Origin of the sequence: Pseudoalteromonas sp. 20-MNA-CIBAN-0454 (assembly GCF_040308685.1) — a bacterium.
GTDB classification, from domain to species: domain Bacteria; phylum Pseudomonadota; class Gammaproteobacteria; order Enterobacterales; family Alteromonadaceae; genus Pseudoalteromonas; species Pseudoalteromonas nigrifaciens.
Genome location: NZ_JBEOOB010000028.1, coordinates 25,996 through 42,221, shown reverse-complemented (window position 1 = coordinate 42,221; position 16,226 = coordinate 25,996). Strand labels below are relative to the sequence as shown.

Sequence of the window (16,226 nt, the reverse complement as noted above, 5' to 3'; positions counted from 1 at the left end):
GGCCTTTTTATTTAACTCATTTAGCGCATATTAAACTAAGCTGGTGTTAAATCACTTTGATAATCAAAGCGAATTTTTTTATCTTTAACCGATACTTTAACCGTACCGCCTTCAACAAGTTCACCAAAGAGTATTTCGTTGGCTAATGGTTTTTTAAGCTGCTCTTGGATAATACGTGCCATAGGACGTGCCCCCATCGCTTTGTCGTAACCTTTGTCAGCCAACCATTCCCGTGCTTTAGCACTTAGCTCAAGATTAACTGACTTTTTATCCAGTTGCGCTTGAAGCTCTACAATAAACTTATCAACCACAAGTAAAATAACGTCTTTATCAAGGTGATTAAACCAAATAATGTTATCTAAGCGGTTTCTAAATTCTGGTGAAAATACTTTATTAATTTCACCCATTGCATCGTGCGTATGGTCTTGCTCGCTAAAACCAATTGACGCACGCGTTGTTTCTTGCACGCCCGCATTGGTGGTCATTACCACGACTACATTTCTAAAATCGGCTTTGCGGCCGTTATTATCAGTTAATGTACCGTGATCCATTACTTGCAACAATATGTTGTAAATATCTGAATGCGCTTTTTCAATTTCATCTAACAGTACTACCGCATGCGGGTTTTTAATTACCGCTTCAGTGAGTAACCCACCTTGCTCAAAACCAACATAACCTGGTGGCGCACCAATTAGTCGACTTATTGCATGGCGCTCTACGTACTCCGACATATCAAAGCGAATAAACTCAACACCCATACATTTAGCTAGCTGTTTAGTTACCTCGGTTTTGCCTACCCCTGTTGGGCCTGCAAATAAGAACGACCCTACCGGTTTTTCTTCGTTGGCTAAACCAGAGCGCGATAAGCGAATAGCCGATGTAAGCGCATCAATAGATTGATCTTGCCCAAACACCAACATTTTTAAATTGCGGTCTAAGTTTTTTAGCGTTTCTTTGTCGCTAGATGACACACTTTGCGGTGGAATACGCGCCATTTTAGCCACAATGTTTTCTATATCGGCAACGCCAATGGTTTTTTTACGTTTAGAGCTAGGCAGTAAACGTTGGCTTGCACCGGCCTCGTCAATTACGTCAATTGCTTTGTCGGGCAAATGGCGTTCATTAATATATTTTGCACTTAGCTCTGCCGCTGCTTTTAACGCTTTTTGCGTATAACGAATGCCATGGTGCGCTTCGTAACGCTCTTTTAAACCATTTAATATTTTAGTGGTATCGGCAACACTCGGCTCAAGCACATCAATTTTTTGAAAGCGACGTACCAAAGCACGGTCTTTCTCAAAAATATTTTTATACTCGTTATAAGTTGTCGAACCCATACAGCGTAATTGCCCACTAGAGAGTAGCGGCTTAAGTAAGTTTGATGCATCCATAACTCCACCCGATGCCGCGCCGGCACCAATAATGGTATGAATTTCATCAATAAATAAAATAGAACCCGGTTGTGCTTGCAACTCTTTTAGTAAGCTTTTAAAGCGTTTTTCAAAATCGCCACGGTACTTAGTACCTGCCAATAATGCGCCCATATCAAGCGAGTAAACAACTGCATCGGCAATTACTTCGGGTACTTGCTTATTTACAATACGATACGCTAAGCCTTCTGCAATTGCTGTTTTACCAACACCTGCTTCGCCTACTAATAGTGGGTTGTTCTTTTTACGACGACACAACACCTGTACAGTACGCTCTACTTCACTATCGCGCCCTATTAATGGGTCAATGTGGCCTTCGAGCGCTTGTACGTTTAAATTAGTGGTAAAGCTGTCGAGCTTGCTCGCTTCTTCGCTTTGCACTTCTTGTACGTCTTCGTGAATATCGTCGGTATCATCGCCTAATTCATCATCGCTTTTGGCAATGCCATGCGAAATAAAATTAACAATATCGAGACGTGATATATCGTGTTTTTTAAGTAAATATACTGCTTGGCTTTCTTGCTCAGAAAAAATAGCCACCAGCACGTTTACGCCTGTTACTTCGTTTTTACCCGATGATTGCACATGAAAAACAGCACGTTGCAATACACGTTGAAAACCAAGTGTTGGCTGAGTTTCACGCTCTTCTTCTAAATCTGGAATAACCGGCGTGGTTTCGTTAATAAACTCAAGGAGTTCAGTTTTTAACTCTGCAACATTTACTGCACAGGCACTTAGCGCTTCCCCAGCAGATGGATTGTCCAAAAGCGCAAGTAAAAGGTGTTCTACCGTCATAAACTCATGACGACGTGTACGCGCTTCGCGAAACGCGCTGTTCAAAGTAAGTTCTAAATCTTTATTTAGCATTGGCAACCCCTTACAGAGATAATAATTTTATACCATTACAATCGAACGAAAGATCATTCGCTTGGTATTTATTCCTGCTCACAACTACATAGCAGTGGATGCTCGTTATCCCTTGAATACCGGTTAACTTGTTCAGCTTTTGTATGGGCTACATCTGAGCTAAATACGCCACAGATCCCCTTCCCTTGTTGATGAATTTGCAGCATCACGTCGGTTGCTCTATCGCTATCCATATTAAAAAACGTCATCAGGATCTCTATCACAAAATCCATTGGCGTGTAATCGTCGTTATTTAAAACAACTTTATATTTTCGCGGTGGTTGCAGCTTTTGCTTTTCCTTGTCGCGAACGATGTCTATAACACCTGAATCTTTCATACCACTCATAATTAAATATAGTCTTGTCTTTGTAACTCAAGCAAACTTGAATAAAAAAATAAATAAAATGTTAATTAATAGATCAAAACACTTGACTGACTGGCTAAATAAACTACAGTCAAACATAGATTGATTAAACCTTAGTCAGTCTAGCAAATTATACAGTTTAGATTAACTAAATTAGTGAACTTATAGAAGGATGTAGAAGTATGGCTTGTGGTAAAGTCAAATGGTTCAATAATGCCAAAGGTTTCGGTTTCATCGTAGAAGACGGCTGCGAGAATGATATTTTCGCTCATTACTCAACAATTGTAATGGACGGCTATAAAACACTTAAAGCTGGTCAAGATGTAACATTCGAATTAGAACAAGGCCCTAAAGGCTTACACGCTAAAAATATAGCGCCTAACGGTGATATTATTGAGTGACTGTTATTTTGTTCTACTAAAGCGAGTGACCTGCTTAGATCCTCGCTTAATTCCTTCAACATCTTTTTTATCATCTCTTCTTCTGTATTAATAGCCTCATTATCTGCAAATTCAACCCTTCTCCTTGAATTTATTTTATCTACCCCAATATTTTCTGTATTGAATGTTAAATATCAATTTGTATTAAATACACGGGCATACCAATAACATTAAATTAATGAGTAATTTCGGCGCAAAACAAATGGCTTAATAATAGGGTTAAATAATGTATCCCATTGTTTTAACTTAGTTATTTTAAAAGTAACCAATAAGTCATTTAATACGCAAGCATGCTCATATTTTTAATAAAATTGGCATTTACTATAGCGACAAGTAAAAAAGCTTAATAATTAAGCATAAATTTAAATGTATAGTTATTCTATATGAAATTTTAATGCCATTATGAAACTTTAGTCCGTTAGAACGATCAATGTTTTTAATTCAATTGGTATAACTACTTGGATGGTGCTTGCAAAAACTAGCCCTTTTAAACCAAGCTTGTTACACTCTTTACCCTAAAAATAACGTATTAACGCTAGCCTAAAGGCTAATTTATTTTTATTAAATGTTTAGTTATAAATACGGTACTAGCTAGTCAGGTGTGACTATTTTGCTTTATATAAATATAGGGCAATAAACACCTAACTGACTGCTCGTTGCTCCATTATTAACGCTTTAATGTATTACCAATACTGGTGGCAATGATTTCTTTGCATTGTTGAATATGGTCGTTATGGCCAACTATCTAGGAATGATGATGACATCAAAAATTATCTATACAAAAACGGACGAAGCTCCGGCACTCGCAACTTATTCGTTGCTACCTATCATCCAAGCATATACAAATGCGGCAGGTGTTGAAGTTGAAACTCGCGATATTTCATTAGCAGGTCGTGTAATTGCAAGCTTCCCTGATTATTTAACACCAGAACAACGTATTAACGATGCACTGGCTGAACTTGGCGAACTGGCTAAAACACCAGAAGCTAACATTATTAAATTACCAAACATCAGCGCCTCTGTACCACAGCTTCGCGCGGTAATTAAAGAGCTTCAAGCTAAAGGTTATGCACTTCCAGAATACCCTGTTGAGCCTAAAAACGATGAAGAAAAAGCAATTCAAGCTGCGTACGACAAAATTAAAGGCAGTGCAGTAAACCCAGTACTACGTGAAGGTAACTCAGATCGTCGTGCACCTGGTTCTGTAAAAGAATATGCACGTAACAACCCGCATTCAATGGGTGCGTGGAGCAAAGATTCTGAATCTTACGTTGCTAGCATGAGCGAAGGCGACTTTTTTGGTTCTGAGCAATCAGTAACTGTTGATACAGCCACTGATGTGCGTATTGAACATGTTGCAACTAACGGCGACGTTACTGTGCTTAAACAAAGCACACCGCTTTTAGCTGGCGAAGTTATTGATGCATCAAGCATTAGCGCTGCTAAACTGCAAGCTTTCTTAGCTGCCGAAATTGATGCTGCTAAAGAAAAAGGCGTATTATTCTCGCTGCATATGAAAGCGACAATGATGAAAGTATCTGATCCAATCATCTTCGGTCACGCTGTAAAAGTATTCTACAAAGATGTATTTACTAAGCATGGTAAACTTTTTGAAGAGCTAGGTGTTGATGTAAATAATGGTTTAGGCGATGTGTACTCTAAAATTCAAACATTAGATGACGCTAAGCGCGAAGAAATTGAAGCAGACATTCAAGCTGTTTACGCTAACCGCCCTGCTATTGCTATGGTTGATTCTGACCGTGGTATTACAAACTTACACGTACCAAGTGACGTGATCATCGATGCATCTATGCCTGCTGCAATTCGTTCAAGCGGTCAAATGTGGAATAACGATGGTAAATTACAAGACACTAGCTTTGTAATTCCAGATCGTTGTTACTCAGGTATTTACCAAGCAACTATTGATTTTTGTAAAGAAAATGGTGCGTTTGATCCAACAACTATGGGTAGCGTTCCAAACGTTGGCCTTATGGCGCAAAAAGCAGAAGAATACGGTTCACACGACAAAACGTTTGAAGCTAAAGCAGACGGTTCGATCCGTGTTGTTGATGCAAACGGTACTACTTTACTTGAGCACAGTGTTGAGCAAGGCGATATTTGGCGCATGTGTCAGGTTAAAGATGCACCAATCCAAGATTGGGTTAAGCTTGCAGTAAACCGTGCTCGCGCAACGGGCGTTCCTGCTATTTTTTGGTTAGACGAAAACCGTGCACATGATGCGCAGCTAATCAAAAAAGTAAATAAATACCTACCAGAGCACGATACAGCTGGCCTAGATATTCAAATTTTAGCACCGCTTGAAGCAACTTTATTCTCTTTAGCGCGTATTAAAGAAGGTAAAGACACTATTTCTGTAACAGGTAACGTTTTACGTGATTACCTTACAGATTTATTCCCAATTTTAGAGTTGGGTACAAGTGCTAAAATGCTGTCAATTGTTCCACTTATGAACGGTGGTGGCTTATTTGAAACTGGCGCAGGTGGTTCTGCACCTAAGCATGTGCAACAATTCGAAAAAGAAAACCACTTACGTTGGGATTCTTTAGGTGAATTTTTAGCACTTGCTGCATCGCTTGAGCACCTAAGCGTAACGACGGGTAACAACAAGGCACAAGTACTTGCTGACACCCTAGATAAAGCAACTGGTACTTTCCTTGCAGAAAACAAGTCGCCTTCACGTAAAGTAAAAGAAATTGATAACCGTGGTTCTCATTTCTTCCTATCTTTATTTTGGGCACAAGAACTTGCTAAGCAAAATGACGACAGCGAACTTAAAGCGCAGTTTACGCAAATTGCTAGTGACCTTGAAACTAACAAAGAACAAATTGTTAGTGAGCTAAACAACGCGCAAGGCCCAGCGGTAGATTTAGGCGGTTACTTCCAGCCTAACGACGATGCTGCTTTTAAAGCGATGCGTCCAAGCACTACCTTTAACGATATTCTTGCTAAATTAGTATAATATTGAAATGAATTTAAAAGCCGCTTACTTGCAAAAGTAAGCGGCTTTTTTATGTCTAAAATTTACAAATAAAAAGGCCGCTATTTATAAAATAGCGGCCTTTTTAGTAGTAGCTTTAACCTCCAATATATAGGATGTTTAGCTTAGTTTCTGATTACTTAGTATATGCGCGTGGCATACTTGACTCAGTTGTATAACGGTCACGCAGTTTATCTTGGCGAGATTGTGTAGATACCTCAACCCCATTAATAAACATTTTGCTCACGTGGCTGCTAAGCTCAAACGGATCATTGCTCCACATAACCACATCGGCCGCTTTACCTACTGCTAGGCTGCCTGCATTAATGCCAAATACATCAGCCACGTTTGCTGTAACTGCTTTTAACGCACCTTGTTGGCTCATACCATACGATACAGCATTACCCGCATCAAAACGTAGCTGGTAAACATTATGACTGGCATCACCGCCCACTGTTAGCAGTACTTTTACGCCGGCCTTTTCAAGTAATCCTGCATTATTTAAACTCGCATTTAATGAGTCAAAACTACCTGGCAAACTATCCATAGCAATAATGATCACTGGAATGTCTGCTTTAGCTAAACGCTCTTTAACGACAACAGCATCTTGCGCACCATTAAGTACTAAGTTAATGCCAAACTGCTGCTTTACTTTAATAAGCTCAACTATATCGGCAGCGCGAGATACATTAACGATTAATGGCATTTCACCGCTAAGTACTTTAACCATTATTTTATCTTCGGCGGTTGGCTTTTTGTCATCTTTTTTAGCTTTTTTATCGGCTTTAGTTTGATGTTCATCTAGCTTATTTATAAGTGTTTGCAAAGTAAACGCACGCGAACCTTTGCGGCGCTCACCTAAATTAACCACTAGTGCCACTTGTTTTTGCAGTACGCTTTCAAAGCTACCACTTAAATCAACTACACTTGCAAGGCCTGCAAAAATACTCTCGCCGCCCTGTGGGGTGATCACATCGCGTGTAATTCCGCCTTTACGTGCGTAAGGAATTAACCCCGAGTGGCCGTTAAAAGCTAAACTTGCATCAAAATCAATACCGGCTTTTTCATCGCCGCCATCGCGTGAGCCTGCAACCGCACCTACTTCAACTAAACCTAATTGGTTAATACTGGCAATAAAGCCAGGCGTTACTATTTGGCCCTTAGCATCAATAATTTTGTCGGCTTTTACAGCGCTTGGATTAATGGCAGAAATTTTGCCATCAGTCATTACAATGCTCGCGCCCTCTAATACACCTTGCTCTGTTGAGGTGTGTAATGTGGCGTTAATAATTGCCAGTGACTGCGCATTAACCGCGCCTGCTGCTAATAACCCTGCAGCAACCAGAGAAAGCGAAAACGAACGTGATAAATTTTTCATTCTGGGTGCTCCTTATTGTTGACCTAACATAAAATCACTTGTTGCCTGATACGTGCTATCGTTTCTATCGTAAACTTTTGCACCATCAACAAACACTTGCTCAGCTTTAGCGTAAACACTAAACGGGCTTTGGTTCCAAATAACCACATCGCCCTGTTTACCCGCTTCGAGTGAGCCTGTTTTATCATCAATTCCTAGTGATTTTGCCGCATTAGCAGTGATCCACTTAATTGCGTGTTGCTCCGAAATATCAAAACCATTTTGATTAGCGCGGAACATTACCTTAGCAGCCTCTTGGTTTAAGCGCTGAATAGTCGTATCTGAATCAGAATGAACTACCGCACACGAGTTTTTAACCGCATCAACAATGGCCACATTTTCTTGTACCATGTCGTAGGCTTCCATTTTAAAGCCCCACCAGTCTGGCCAAAGCGCAGCACATGAACCGTTTGCAGCTAGCATGTCGGCAATTTTATAGGCTTCTATACCATGATGAAAAGTACCCGCGTGATAATTAAATTCTTTTGAAAGGTCAATCATCATCGCCATTTCTTCTGCTTTATAGCAATGGTTATGAATGCGCACTTCGCCCTCTAACACTCCTCGCAATGTATCGTATTTAATATCGCGGGTAGGTGCTGCTGGGTTTTTACCCGCTGCATAATCGCTATCGTATTTATCCCACGCGCGTTTGTATTCTACAGTTTCGGCCCATGCCATTCTGTAACCAGCCATGTTCCCCATACGGGTTGAAGGTAACGTGCCTTTACGACCATAAACGCGTTTTGGGTTTTCGCCACACGCCATTTTTAAGCCGTACGGCGCATCTGGAAATTTCATTGCTTGCATTGTATGCGCTGGTACGTTTTTAAGTGTTACACCGCGCCCACCAAACAAGTTAGCAGAGCCAGGTAATATTTGTAGTGAGGTAATACCGCCTTCGCGAGCACGGTTAAAGCCTGGATCTTGTGGCCAAATAGAGTGCTCTACCCATACTTCTGCTGTATTTGGGCTGGTCATTTCGTTACCGTCTTGATGCGACTCAACCGAGGGGCTTGGATATGCACCTAAATGTGAGTGAACGTCAATTATACCCGGTGTTACCCACTTGCCTTGAGCATCAATTGTGGTATCTGCTGATGCAGTTAAATCTTTGCCTACTTGTTGTACTTTACCATCAACAAGTAATACATCGGTATCATCTAAGCGCTCGCCCGTACCAGTTAATACAGTGGCATTAGTGATCAGCGTGCTTGATGTAGCAACCACTTTATAAGTACTTGGGTAAGGGTTTTTGTTTATTGTTATTTTATCGTCTTGTGGGCCGTTTTCTTGGCAACCAACAAGTGCAGTTGCTAAGCCAATAGCTAACAATGAGGGAGCAAATTTTTGCATGTTATTCGGTTCTCCTGTTTTTTTGCTACTTTAGCTAAAGCTAACTAATAAAGCTAAAAAAACAGGCCAAAAACCAATAAATTGAGATGAGTTGCTGTAATTACTTTTTTATATAATTGTTATAAAGTTTCTCTAGTGCGCCTTCGGTTGTTAACACTGGATCTTTTTCCATAAAGTGTTTAACAGTGCGAGTTACAAAATCAGAGTTTTGTTTGTGCAGCTTTGAAAAATCTTTAATTAACGTGTTGCCATCTTTAGCGGCAGTTACTTTGTCATGCCGATGACGATACTGGCTAAGTGCTTTGTTAAAATCGCCTTGATAGTCTTCAACCAATATTTTATAAAAATCACTTTTATCAACATTTAAGTCGGTAATACAGTAGCTTAGTGCCTCTTTAAAATCAGTAAATAACATGCCTTCTACGTCAAATTCTTTGGTTTTTTCCCGCACTGTGACCTTAGCCTCTTCAGTGGCGTAACTAAAGCCAGTAAATGCTAAGCGCTCTGCGGCTTCTTTACCTAGTTTCATACCCGCTTGAATGCTGTGCGCAAACTCGTCGCTCATATCACCCAGTTCACTCTCTTCCCACATGTTATAAACACGCAGTGGTTTAGCGTATTTATTAGAAAGCTTTTTTTTCATTTTAGTAAAGCGCTCATCTATCGTCATTAACCTTTCGTTATGTAGTAGCGCATAGCACTCATAACATGCCGGTATTGATACAAAGTCGGCTTCTTCACCTAGGTCAATAATGCTTTGTAGCATGTGTAATGGCGGACAATGGTCGCGCTCTGTCGCTTCACAGCCACAATAAAAACATTGGTTAAAGTGCTGTTGGTCGCATGCATACGCCTGCTGATAATAACTGGCTAGCGTTTTACTCACAGTGGCTCCTTTTAATTAAACACTAAAAATTAGGGGGCGATAATAACAGTCTGAAAAAATATGTCAGTAGCTATAAAATACTTTTAATAAAATTATCTTATAGCTCAGACTATATTTAAATCACGGCCGCTATTAAACCAAATAAACCACCAAACACACCGCCCCATACTACAAGCCAGCCTAGGTGCTCGCGGATCATGGTCTGAATAATCTCTTTAACCATTTTAGGAGTAAGCTCATCTAAGCGCTCATCAACTAGTTTAAGCACCGTTTTATGTAGGCTTTCTGCGCTATTACCTTGTGAAAGTGTTTGGCTTACTAATGCTTTAAAGTCGTCAGTTTGAGAAATCTCACTAAGCGACAATTGCATTTTTTCAATAAACTTTTCACGCATCGGCTCTATTGCCGCTGTACCGCCAAACATTCCTAGCATACTACCAAACTGAGACTGCTCTATTACCTCTAACAAATTGTCGAATGCAGGGTTTAAATCAACATTGCTAATTATTGGTTCAAAGTCGATATTAGGTTGCGCTTTGCTGAGTAAGCTATTAATTTTTTGCTCTGAAAAAAACTCAGTTAAAATTAAGTTTCTTATTGCTACTTTAAAGCTTTGAAACTTTAACGCGATTACTCCCGAACCATATAAAAAAGGTACTTTTTCGAACAGCATATGAATAGCTAATAAATTAGTCACTGCTCCAGAGAGTGCAAATAAACCAACCGACAGCACAATTGCCTGATCAAATATAAAGCCGAGAACAACAAATATACCCGCTAGCAAATTGGTTATTAAACTTTTATTCATTTTTATTCCATTTCAGTGATTTATGGCATTAATTTTACAACGATTAGTTTGTTAAATTAATACCTTTTTGCCATAGTTTAAGTATCGGTTTAAAAAGCGAGCAATTGTTATGTGGAAAACAGTAAACGAGCAAATAAGCCAAGCCATACATTATGACTTTAAACATACTCATAAACAGCAACTTCAGAGCACCAACACAGACAAACTTTTTCATATAACCAATGGTACGCACAACTATTTAGTAAAAGTAGCGTTAAAAAATGAGCTTGAGCGCCTAGAAAGCGAATCGCTTGGTTTAAAGCTGCTCACAGAAAACGGGGTGTTTATAGTGCCTGATTGCATTACAACAGGTGCAAATATAGAGTTCTCGTTTATTGTTTTAGAGTGGTTAGAATTTGACAAACAACCACACCCCACATGGAACGCAATGGGAAAAGGCTTAGCAATGTTGCATCAAAAGCATCAGCAAGCCATGTTTGGTTTTGATGTAGATAATTATTTAGCCACTACAGTACAGCCTAATAGCTGGCATAAAAAGTGGTATATATTTTACGCCGAAGAGCGCATAGGCTGGCAATTACAATTATTGGCAGAAAAAGGCATTATATTTATAGAGCCAGAGCGATTAATTAATTTAGTAAAAGAGCAATTACACAGCCACCCCGTAGAGCCATCATTATTACATGGCGATTTTTGGCGTGGCAATGTAGGGTTTATAAATACAGTACCGAGTATATTTAACCCTGCCTGTTATTACGGTGACCGAGAGGTTGATATAGCCATGAGCGAGCTATTTGCACCACTGCCAGATGATTTTTACAGCGCTTATAATCAACAATATCCGTTGCTAGCAAGTTTTGAGCAACGTAAATTAATATACCAGCTTTACCCTATTTTAAACCACGCTAATATTTTTGCGGGGCATTACCTTACCCAAGCAAAACAACACATAGAAAGGTTAATAAAGTAATCCTAATAAACTAAATTAAACGCAGTAAACATTTAATCCCGACTATATTGAGCTTATACCAATAGCATTAAGTAAGTGATTAATTAGTGTAATTATATTATTGAAAGCCTACTTAATAATGTACATGGAGTGATTATGAAAAACTTTGTATCGCAACGTATTTCATGTCCGCACTGCGGGCATCATATTCATTTAGATTTAGATGCCAGCATGGGAGATCAAGACTACATAGAAGAGTGCAGCGCCTGTTGTAACCCTATTCATTTAAACATGCACATTGACCATGCTCGTAATAAACTAGAATTACATGTAGATAGCGGCGACGAACAAATATTTTAACTCTGCTGACGCAAGTAGTTCTCGACCGTATTTATTATGGTATAGGTTTGCTGATCTACCTCAATATTAAACTCATCACCTAGCTTAGCTGCATCTAAGTTGGTAATAGCGAGGGTTTCGGGAATAAAGTGCAGCCAAAAGCCCTGCTCATCAACATTACCTACTGTTAAACTTGCGCCATTTATAGCCACAAAGCCTTTATACAATACATACTTTTGCCACTGCGGCGGTATGCACAATTGCATTTTATAATTACTTTGCTGTTTAACTATTTGCACCACTTTAGCCGTACAGTGAATATGGCCAGACACAATATGCCCGCCAAGTTCTGTACCAAAGGTTACTGAACGCTCATAATTAACTAAACTGCCCAGTTCAAGCTTACCTAAGTTAGTTAACTTGAGTGTTTCATCAATCACATCAAAATATACCTGCGCCATTAAATCATCATCACTTGCTAATACTTTAACAACTGTTAAACAGCAGCCATTAATAGCAATACTCGCCCCTAAATTTAGTTGCTGTATATATTGCTTTTCAACCGCTATGGTTAATTGCATTACGCCATTTACTTGGTTAGCCGACACGACTCTCGCTTGGGTTTGTATAATTCCTGTAAACATATTATCTCTTAAGTTTATTACAAAATTGGGGCTGTTAAGCCTTTACTGCTTAATAGCCTCTAGTTTAACGTATCAAGTTATAAAATCATGCACTCTTAATAATTATCTTAATGGATTGGCACCCCGCAATAGATTACAATTATGCCCTGTATTATTTCTTAGCTGTTTGTTATGACATTTAGTAATTGGGAAGCTAAACGCTTACTTTCCCTTGCCATCCCCGTTTTTTTAGCTCAGGTTACCCTTGTTTTAATGTCTGTCGTCGATACGATTATGGCAGGCCAAGTAAGCCCAACTGATTTAGCTGCTTTATCTATTGCCACTGGTATTTGGAACCCATTATTACTTGCACTGCAAGGTATTTTACTCGCTTTAACCGGTGTTATTGCACAGTTTGCGGGGGCCAACGATAAAAAAGGCATCAGCCATTATTTTCAACAAGCTTTATATTTAACTGCGCTGCTATGTATTGCTGGGTTTGGTATTGCTCAATTTGCCGATATTATTATTTTGAAACTCGACACCAGCCCTGCTATAGCAACACTTGCCAGTGATTATATTCGCTTTGTAAAATGGGGAGTGTTTGGCTTTTTAATTTTTACCGTTTACAGAAATATGACCGAAGGTATGGGCATGACCAAACCCGCTTTTTATATCAGCCTGTTAGGTTTAGCGGTTAATATTCCGGTTAACTATATTTTTATTAATGGCTTATTTGGCCTACCCGCTTATGGCGGCGCAGGCTGTGGTATTGCTACTGCATTAGTATTAACTGTAATGGCAATAGCCCAGGTTATTTATTGCCAAATGAGTAAAAAAATAGATGCTAAAGGCTTAATGACTCCATTTGAAAAACCTAATTTAACCACTATTGGCATTATCACTAAATTGGGTATTCCTATTTCATTAGCTACTTTTTTTGAAGTAACCTTATTTGCCTGCATTCCATTATTTATAGCCCATTTAGGCGCCGTAGCCGTATCTGGCCATCAAATTGCCGCCAGTGTTACCACTTTATTATTTATGATGCCGCTCAGCCTTTCTATTGCTATAAGTATACGTATAGGCAACTTATATGGTCAAAACCATTTAAAACAGCTAAAAGTTGCTGTTTCAACTAGCTATATACTGGCAGCGCTCATTGCCCTATTTGTTGCCGTAACTACCTTTTTAGGCCGCGATTTAATAAGCCAACTGTATAGCGACAGCCCCGAAGTACTGGCACTGGCTTCATCAATCATGATTTTAGCCTGTATATATCAATTACCTGATGCACTACAAGTTGCTGCAAATGGCATATTACGTGGATTAAAATACACCGCACCTATTTCATATATTACATTTGTATCGTATTGGTTAGTTGGCTTTGCACTAGGCTATGTATTAGCCAGAACCGACTTAATCGTCCCAGCAATGGGCCCACATGGTTTTTGGTTGGGCATTATTGTTGGCTTAACACTCGCTGCTGTATTGTTAATGTACACAGTACATAGACGTTTTAAATATGAACCATCTTTGCAAGCTTAAACGGCTATTAGTAAAGCCACTGCCAATAATCTGTTTATTGGTAGTGTGCTTTATTGCATTAACCGCTTGTAGCGATAAGCCCAGTAATGCAAATCATACTTATATCCAGCGACTAGCTAACACGCTTGATTTACAGCCAGTAACACCAAAACCGCTAGTGCCACTAAGCTTAATACCATTAACTGTATTAAGTGATAGCAACATCACCTTGGGCATTATTCAACTTGCCAGTTTAAGCCACTGCAAACTTAACGTCCTCATTAGCGAGCATAATAACCAACTCGGTAAAACCGCCACAGCGGCAAGCATATTAATCTATCAAATAAAATTTATACAAAGTGCGCAGCAGTGCTTAACTTCGCTTGAAAAAGACTCTTCTATTTATAAAAAGATTTTGGCGGCAACCGAACACAAACAAAATAACTTAATGCACTACTTTAATAGCATGCTCTATAAAGAGTCCGAGCTTAATCGCATTTGGCAACTGAGCTCGCGAGAGCTTTCAATAACCCCAGCAGGCTTTAGCGACACAGTAAATGCCGTAACAAAGCTGGTAAATATTAAACAACAAATAACCAAGCAGCAGTTTGCACAAATAAACTCCGAGCATTTATTTGCCGCACTAGAGCAGCTTAATAAATACCAGTTTAACCAGCAGCTAATTCAATCAGTAAGAACGCAAATAGCCCTAAATAACAGTGCTACCCAATTTATAAACACCATGAATATTAGCCAGCTATGCCAAGCAGGTAAAAATAATAACCAAGCGCAAATTGTAAATAATATCTTTAAAAAATATTACTTAGGACAAGTGCAACCTTACCAAGCACAGCTCGCCGGCTACTTAGAAACCCTGCAACCGCTATATCAACAACTTTGGTATAAAACAGCACTCACCAGCAAACCAATTAATAATTTACTCCAGCCCAATGCAAACAGTAACTTATTGAACCAACTAAAATACTCAGCTAAAAACCATGTATTTTGGTGGCAAATTTTTTATAAAACGTGTGAAATCAGCCCAATATGAATAAAAAAACGGCAAATAAACGCAAAAACTATAAAGCTGCTTGATCCAACTCCCATCACGCTATATATTAGCGCCCGTGCTACCTAGTTAGCACTTAGCTTAAATTAAAGTAATACGACTGTAGCTCAGTTGGTTAGAGCACTACCTTGACATGGTAGGGGTCGGTGGTTCGAATCCACTCAGTCGTACCAAATTTATTACTCCCTGTAATAAGTTTAATTTAAGAATCCTATTGTACGACCGTAGCTCAGTTGGTTAGAGCGCTACCTTGACATGGTAGAGGTCGGTGGTTCGAATCCACTCGGTCGTACCAATTAAACTCTATATTTCAAACAGTTAAAAAACCCTATTCAATCTACTCATTTAATTTTTTGTTGAAAATTAAATTCTTAGATTTTTATTATTTTGTATTCAAAGTTTTAAAATAACGAGAGCCAAGCCTCAAAAGATCATCCTAAAAATTCAAGTTTTAATCGATTTGTGCCCAAACTTGTGCCCAAGCGCCCAAACCACTTTTTTAGCTCTTTAATCTTCCTCAAAATTAGACCCCTATCCTTACTAATTTACAAACTGGACTTCCCAGCTTTCACTAGACAGTTTTTAACTCAGAATAATACGCTTCTTCAAACTTAGCAGGTGAAACACCGCCTGTGTGTGAATGGCGCTTTCTTGGATTGTAAAACATTTCTATAAAATTGAATATCTCAGCTTTCGCATCTTCGCGTGTCGAGTATATCTTACGCTTAATTATACGCTTTTTAATTGTCGCAAAAAAGCTTTCAGTAACCGCATTATCATGACAGTTTCCAGCGCGGCTCATTGAAGGCACAAGATTATGTTCTTTCATAAATGCGAGATAATCAGCGCTACCGTATTGACTACCTTGATCACTATGAACCATTACCTCAGCCTTCGGTTGACGTTGATATATAGCCATCAACAGTGCGTTTATAACGAGGTGCTTATCCATATTTTTATCCATCGACCAACCCACAATACGCCGAGAGAATAAATCCATCACTGTTGCCACATATAAAAAACCTTCATAGGTTCTTAGTAGAGTAAGAGGCAGAACGTAGTCGAACTATTTCTCTGCCTCTCCTCCCCGAACCGTACGTGCACCTTTCAGCG

Annotated in this window: 14 protein-coding genes and 2 tRNA genes; 8 read left to right on the top strand and 8 right to left on the bottom strand. The window is 39.2% G+C overall.

Translation table 11 applies throughout. The features are described 5' to 3' along the window. Nucleotides 1-35: 35 nt before the first annotated feature. Both clpA and clpS read right to left on the bottom strand, forming a co-directional pair. Nucleotides 36-2,297 (bottom strand): ATP-dependent Clp protease ATP-binding subunit ClpA, encoded by a 2,262-nt coding sequence (clpA, locus tag AAEZ22_RS13575; RefSeq protein ID WP_179807346.1) that lies wholly within the window; start codon nucleotides 2,295-2,297, stop codon nucleotides 36-38. Between the two features lie 68 nt (nucleotides 2,298-2,365). Further along, nucleotides 2,366-2,674 (bottom strand): ATP-dependent Clp protease adapter ClpS, encoded by a 309-nt coding sequence (gene clpS / locus AAEZ22_RS13570; RefSeq protein ID WP_083497543.1) that lies wholly within the window; start codon nucleotides 2,672-2,674, stop codon nucleotides 2,366-2,368. A gap of 209 nt (nucleotides 2,675-2,883) precedes the next feature. On the opposite strand from clpS, the gene cspD reads away from it, so the two are divergent. Together cspD and AAEZ22_RS13560 are read left to right on the top strand one after the other, a co-directional pair. After that, nucleotides 2,884-3,102, top strand: a complete 219-nt coding sequence (cspD, locus tag AAEZ22_RS13565; protein ID WP_011328402.1) for a cold shock domain-containing protein CspD — start codon at nucleotides 2,884-2,886, stop codon at nucleotides 3,100-3,102. A 796-nt stretch (nucleotides 3,103-3,898) separates the two neighbouring features. Continuing rightward, nucleotides 3,899-6,121, top strand: coding sequence for an NADP-dependent isocitrate dehydrogenase (locus tag AAEZ22_RS13560; RefSeq protein WP_011328403.1), 2,223 nt, complete (start codon nucleotides 3,899-3,901; stop codon nucleotides 6,119-6,121). 154 nt (nucleotides 6,122-6,275) lie between these two features. Here AAEZ22_RS13560 and AAEZ22_RS13555 read toward each other — a convergent pair whose 3' ends face one another. The 4 genes from AAEZ22_RS13555 to AAEZ22_RS13540 all read right to left on the bottom strand — a co-directional run bounded on the left by AAEZ22_RS13555 (nucleotide 6,276) and on the right by AAEZ22_RS13540 (nucleotide 10,606). After that, nucleotides 6,276-7,517 (bottom strand): amidohydrolase family protein, encoded by a 1,242-nt coding sequence (locus tag AAEZ22_RS13555; RefSeq protein ID WP_352297627.1) that lies wholly within the window; start codon nucleotides 7,515-7,517, stop codon nucleotides 6,276-6,278. A gap of 12 nt (nucleotides 7,518-7,529) precedes the next feature. Next, nucleotides 7,530-8,912 carry an amidohydrolase gene (locus AAEZ22_RS13550; RefSeq protein WP_011328405.1) on the bottom strand — a complete coding sequence of 461 codons (1,383 nt, stop codon included), beginning with the start codon at nucleotides 8,910-8,912 and terminating at the stop codon, nucleotides 7,530-7,532. Between the two features lie 100 nt (nucleotides 8,913-9,012). Next, complete coding sequence (locus AAEZ22_RS13545; protein WP_011328406.1) at nucleotides 9,013-9,798, bottom strand: hypothetical protein; 786 nt, start codon at nucleotides 9,796-9,798, stop codon at nucleotides 9,013-9,015. A gap of 115 nt (nucleotides 9,799-9,913) precedes the next feature. Continuing rightward, nucleotides 9,914-10,606: a DUF445 domain-containing protein gene (locus AAEZ22_RS13540; RefSeq protein ID WP_350550052.1), complete on the bottom strand. Its 693-nt coding sequence runs from the start codon at nucleotides 10,604-10,606 to the stop codon at nucleotides 9,914-9,916. A gap of 109 nt (nucleotides 10,607-10,715) precedes the next feature. On the opposite strand from AAEZ22_RS13540, the gene AAEZ22_RS13535 reads away from it, so the two are divergent. Together AAEZ22_RS13535 and AAEZ22_RS13530 are read left to right on the top strand one after the other, a co-directional pair. Continuing rightward, entirely contained in the window at nucleotides 10,716-11,576 is an 861-nt protein-coding gene (locus tag AAEZ22_RS13535; protein ID WP_182677530.1) for a fructosamine kinase family protein, read from the top strand. A 135-nt stretch (nucleotides 11,577-11,711) separates the two neighbouring features. Then, on the top strand, nucleotides 11,712-11,915 hold the full coding sequence (locus AAEZ22_RS13530) for a CPXCG motif-containing cysteine-rich protein (RefSeq protein WP_011328409.1): 204 nt from the start codon (nucleotides 11,712-11,714) through the stop codon (nucleotides 11,913-11,915). Here the strand turns inward: AAEZ22_RS13530 and AAEZ22_RS13525 are convergent. Continuing rightward, the gene (locus AAEZ22_RS13525) at nucleotides 11,912-12,538 is read right to left on the bottom strand and encodes a riboflavin synthase subunit alpha (RefSeq protein ID WP_352297624.1); all 627 of its coding nucleotides are present in this window, start codon (nucleotides 12,536-12,538) and stop codon (nucleotides 11,912-11,914) included. The two genes, AAEZ22_RS13530 and AAEZ22_RS13525, sit on opposite strands and share 4 nt — an antisense overlap. A 171-nt stretch (nucleotides 12,539-12,709) precedes the next feature. Between AAEZ22_RS13525 and AAEZ22_RS13520 the strand changes: the two genes are divergently transcribed. The 4 genes from AAEZ22_RS13520 to AAEZ22_RS13505 all read left to right on the top strand — a co-directional run bounded on the left by AAEZ22_RS13520 (nucleotide 12,710) and on the right by AAEZ22_RS13505 (nucleotide 15,408). Continuing rightward, on the top strand, nucleotides 12,710-14,065 hold the full coding sequence (locus tag AAEZ22_RS13520; protein ID WP_011328411.1) for an MATE family efflux transporter: 1,356 nt from the start codon (nucleotides 12,710-12,712) through the stop codon (nucleotides 14,063-14,065). Beyond that, nucleotides 14,043-15,095: a DUF3080 domain-containing protein gene (locus tag AAEZ22_RS13515; protein WP_352297622.1), complete on the top strand. Its 1,053-nt coding sequence runs from the start codon at nucleotides 14,043-14,045 to the stop codon at nucleotides 15,093-15,095. Before AAEZ22_RS13520 ends, AAEZ22_RS13515 begins: the two co-directional genes overlap by 23 nt. A 114-nt stretch (nucleotides 15,096-15,209) precedes the next feature. Next, nucleotides 15,210-15,286, top strand: a tRNA-Val gene (locus AAEZ22_RS13510). A gap of 45 nt (nucleotides 15,287-15,331) precedes the next feature. Then, a tRNA-Val gene (locus AAEZ22_RS13505) sits at nucleotides 15,332-15,408 on the top strand. Nucleotides 15,409-15,684: 276 nt separating this feature from the next. Here AAEZ22_RS13505 and AAEZ22_RS13500 read toward each other — a convergent pair. Next, nucleotides 15,685-16,167 carry an IS3 family transposase gene (locus tag AAEZ22_RS13500; RefSeq protein WP_502935267.1) on the bottom strand — a complete coding sequence of 161 codons (483 nt, stop codon included), beginning with the start codon at nucleotides 16,165-16,167 and terminating at the stop codon, nucleotides 15,685-15,687. Nucleotides 16,168-16,226: the final 59 nt, after the last annotated feature.

What these genes read in the sequence shown, in the direction of transcription:
- clpA (WP_179807346.1), bottom strand. Translation starts at nt 2,297, where the DNA reads ATGCTAAATAAAGATTTAGAACTTACTTTGAACAGCGCGTTTCGCGAA.
- clpS (WP_083497543.1), bottom strand. Translation starts at nt 2,674, where the DNA reads ATGAAAGATTCAGGTGTTATAGACATCGTTCGCGACAAGGAAAAGCAA.
- cspD (WP_011328402.1), top strand. Translation starts at nt 2,884, where the DNA reads ATGGCTTGTGGTAAAGTCAAATGGTTCAATAATGCCAAAGGTTTCGGT.
- AAEZ22_RS13560 (WP_011328403.1), top strand. Translation starts at nt 3,899, where the DNA reads ATGACATCAAAAATTATCTATACAAAAACGGACGAAGCTCCGGCACTC.
- AAEZ22_RS13555 (WP_352297627.1), bottom strand. Translation starts at nt 7,517, where the DNA reads ATGAAAAATTTATCACGTTCGTTTTCGCTTTCTCTGGTTGCTGCAGGG.
- AAEZ22_RS13550 (WP_011328405.1), bottom strand. Translation starts at nt 8,912, where the DNA reads ATGCAAAAATTTGCTCCCTCATTGTTAGCTATTGGCTTAGCAACTGCA.
- AAEZ22_RS13540 (WP_350550052.1), bottom strand. Translation starts at nt 10,606, where the DNA reads ATGAATAAAAGTTTAATAACCAATTTGCTAGCGGGTATATTTGTTGTT.
- AAEZ22_RS13535 (WP_182677530.1), top strand. Translation starts at nt 10,716, where the DNA reads ATGTGGAAAACAGTAAACGAGCAAATAAGCCAAGCCATACATTATGAC.
- AAEZ22_RS13530 (WP_011328409.1), top strand. Translation starts at nt 11,712, where the DNA reads ATGAAAAACTTTGTATCGCAACGTATTTCATGTCCGCACTGCGGGCAT.
- AAEZ22_RS13525 (WP_352297624.1), bottom strand. Translation starts at nt 12,538, where the DNA reads ATGTTTACAGGAATTATACAAACCCAAGCGAGAGTCGTGTCGGCTAAC.
- AAEZ22_RS13520 (WP_011328411.1), top strand. Translation starts at nt 12,710, where the DNA reads ATGACATTTAGTAATTGGGAAGCTAAACGCTTACTTTCCCTTGCCATC.
- AAEZ22_RS13515 (WP_352297622.1), top strand. Translation starts at nt 14,043, where the DNA reads ATGAACCATCTTTGCAAGCTTAAACGGCTATTAGTAAAGCCACTGCCA.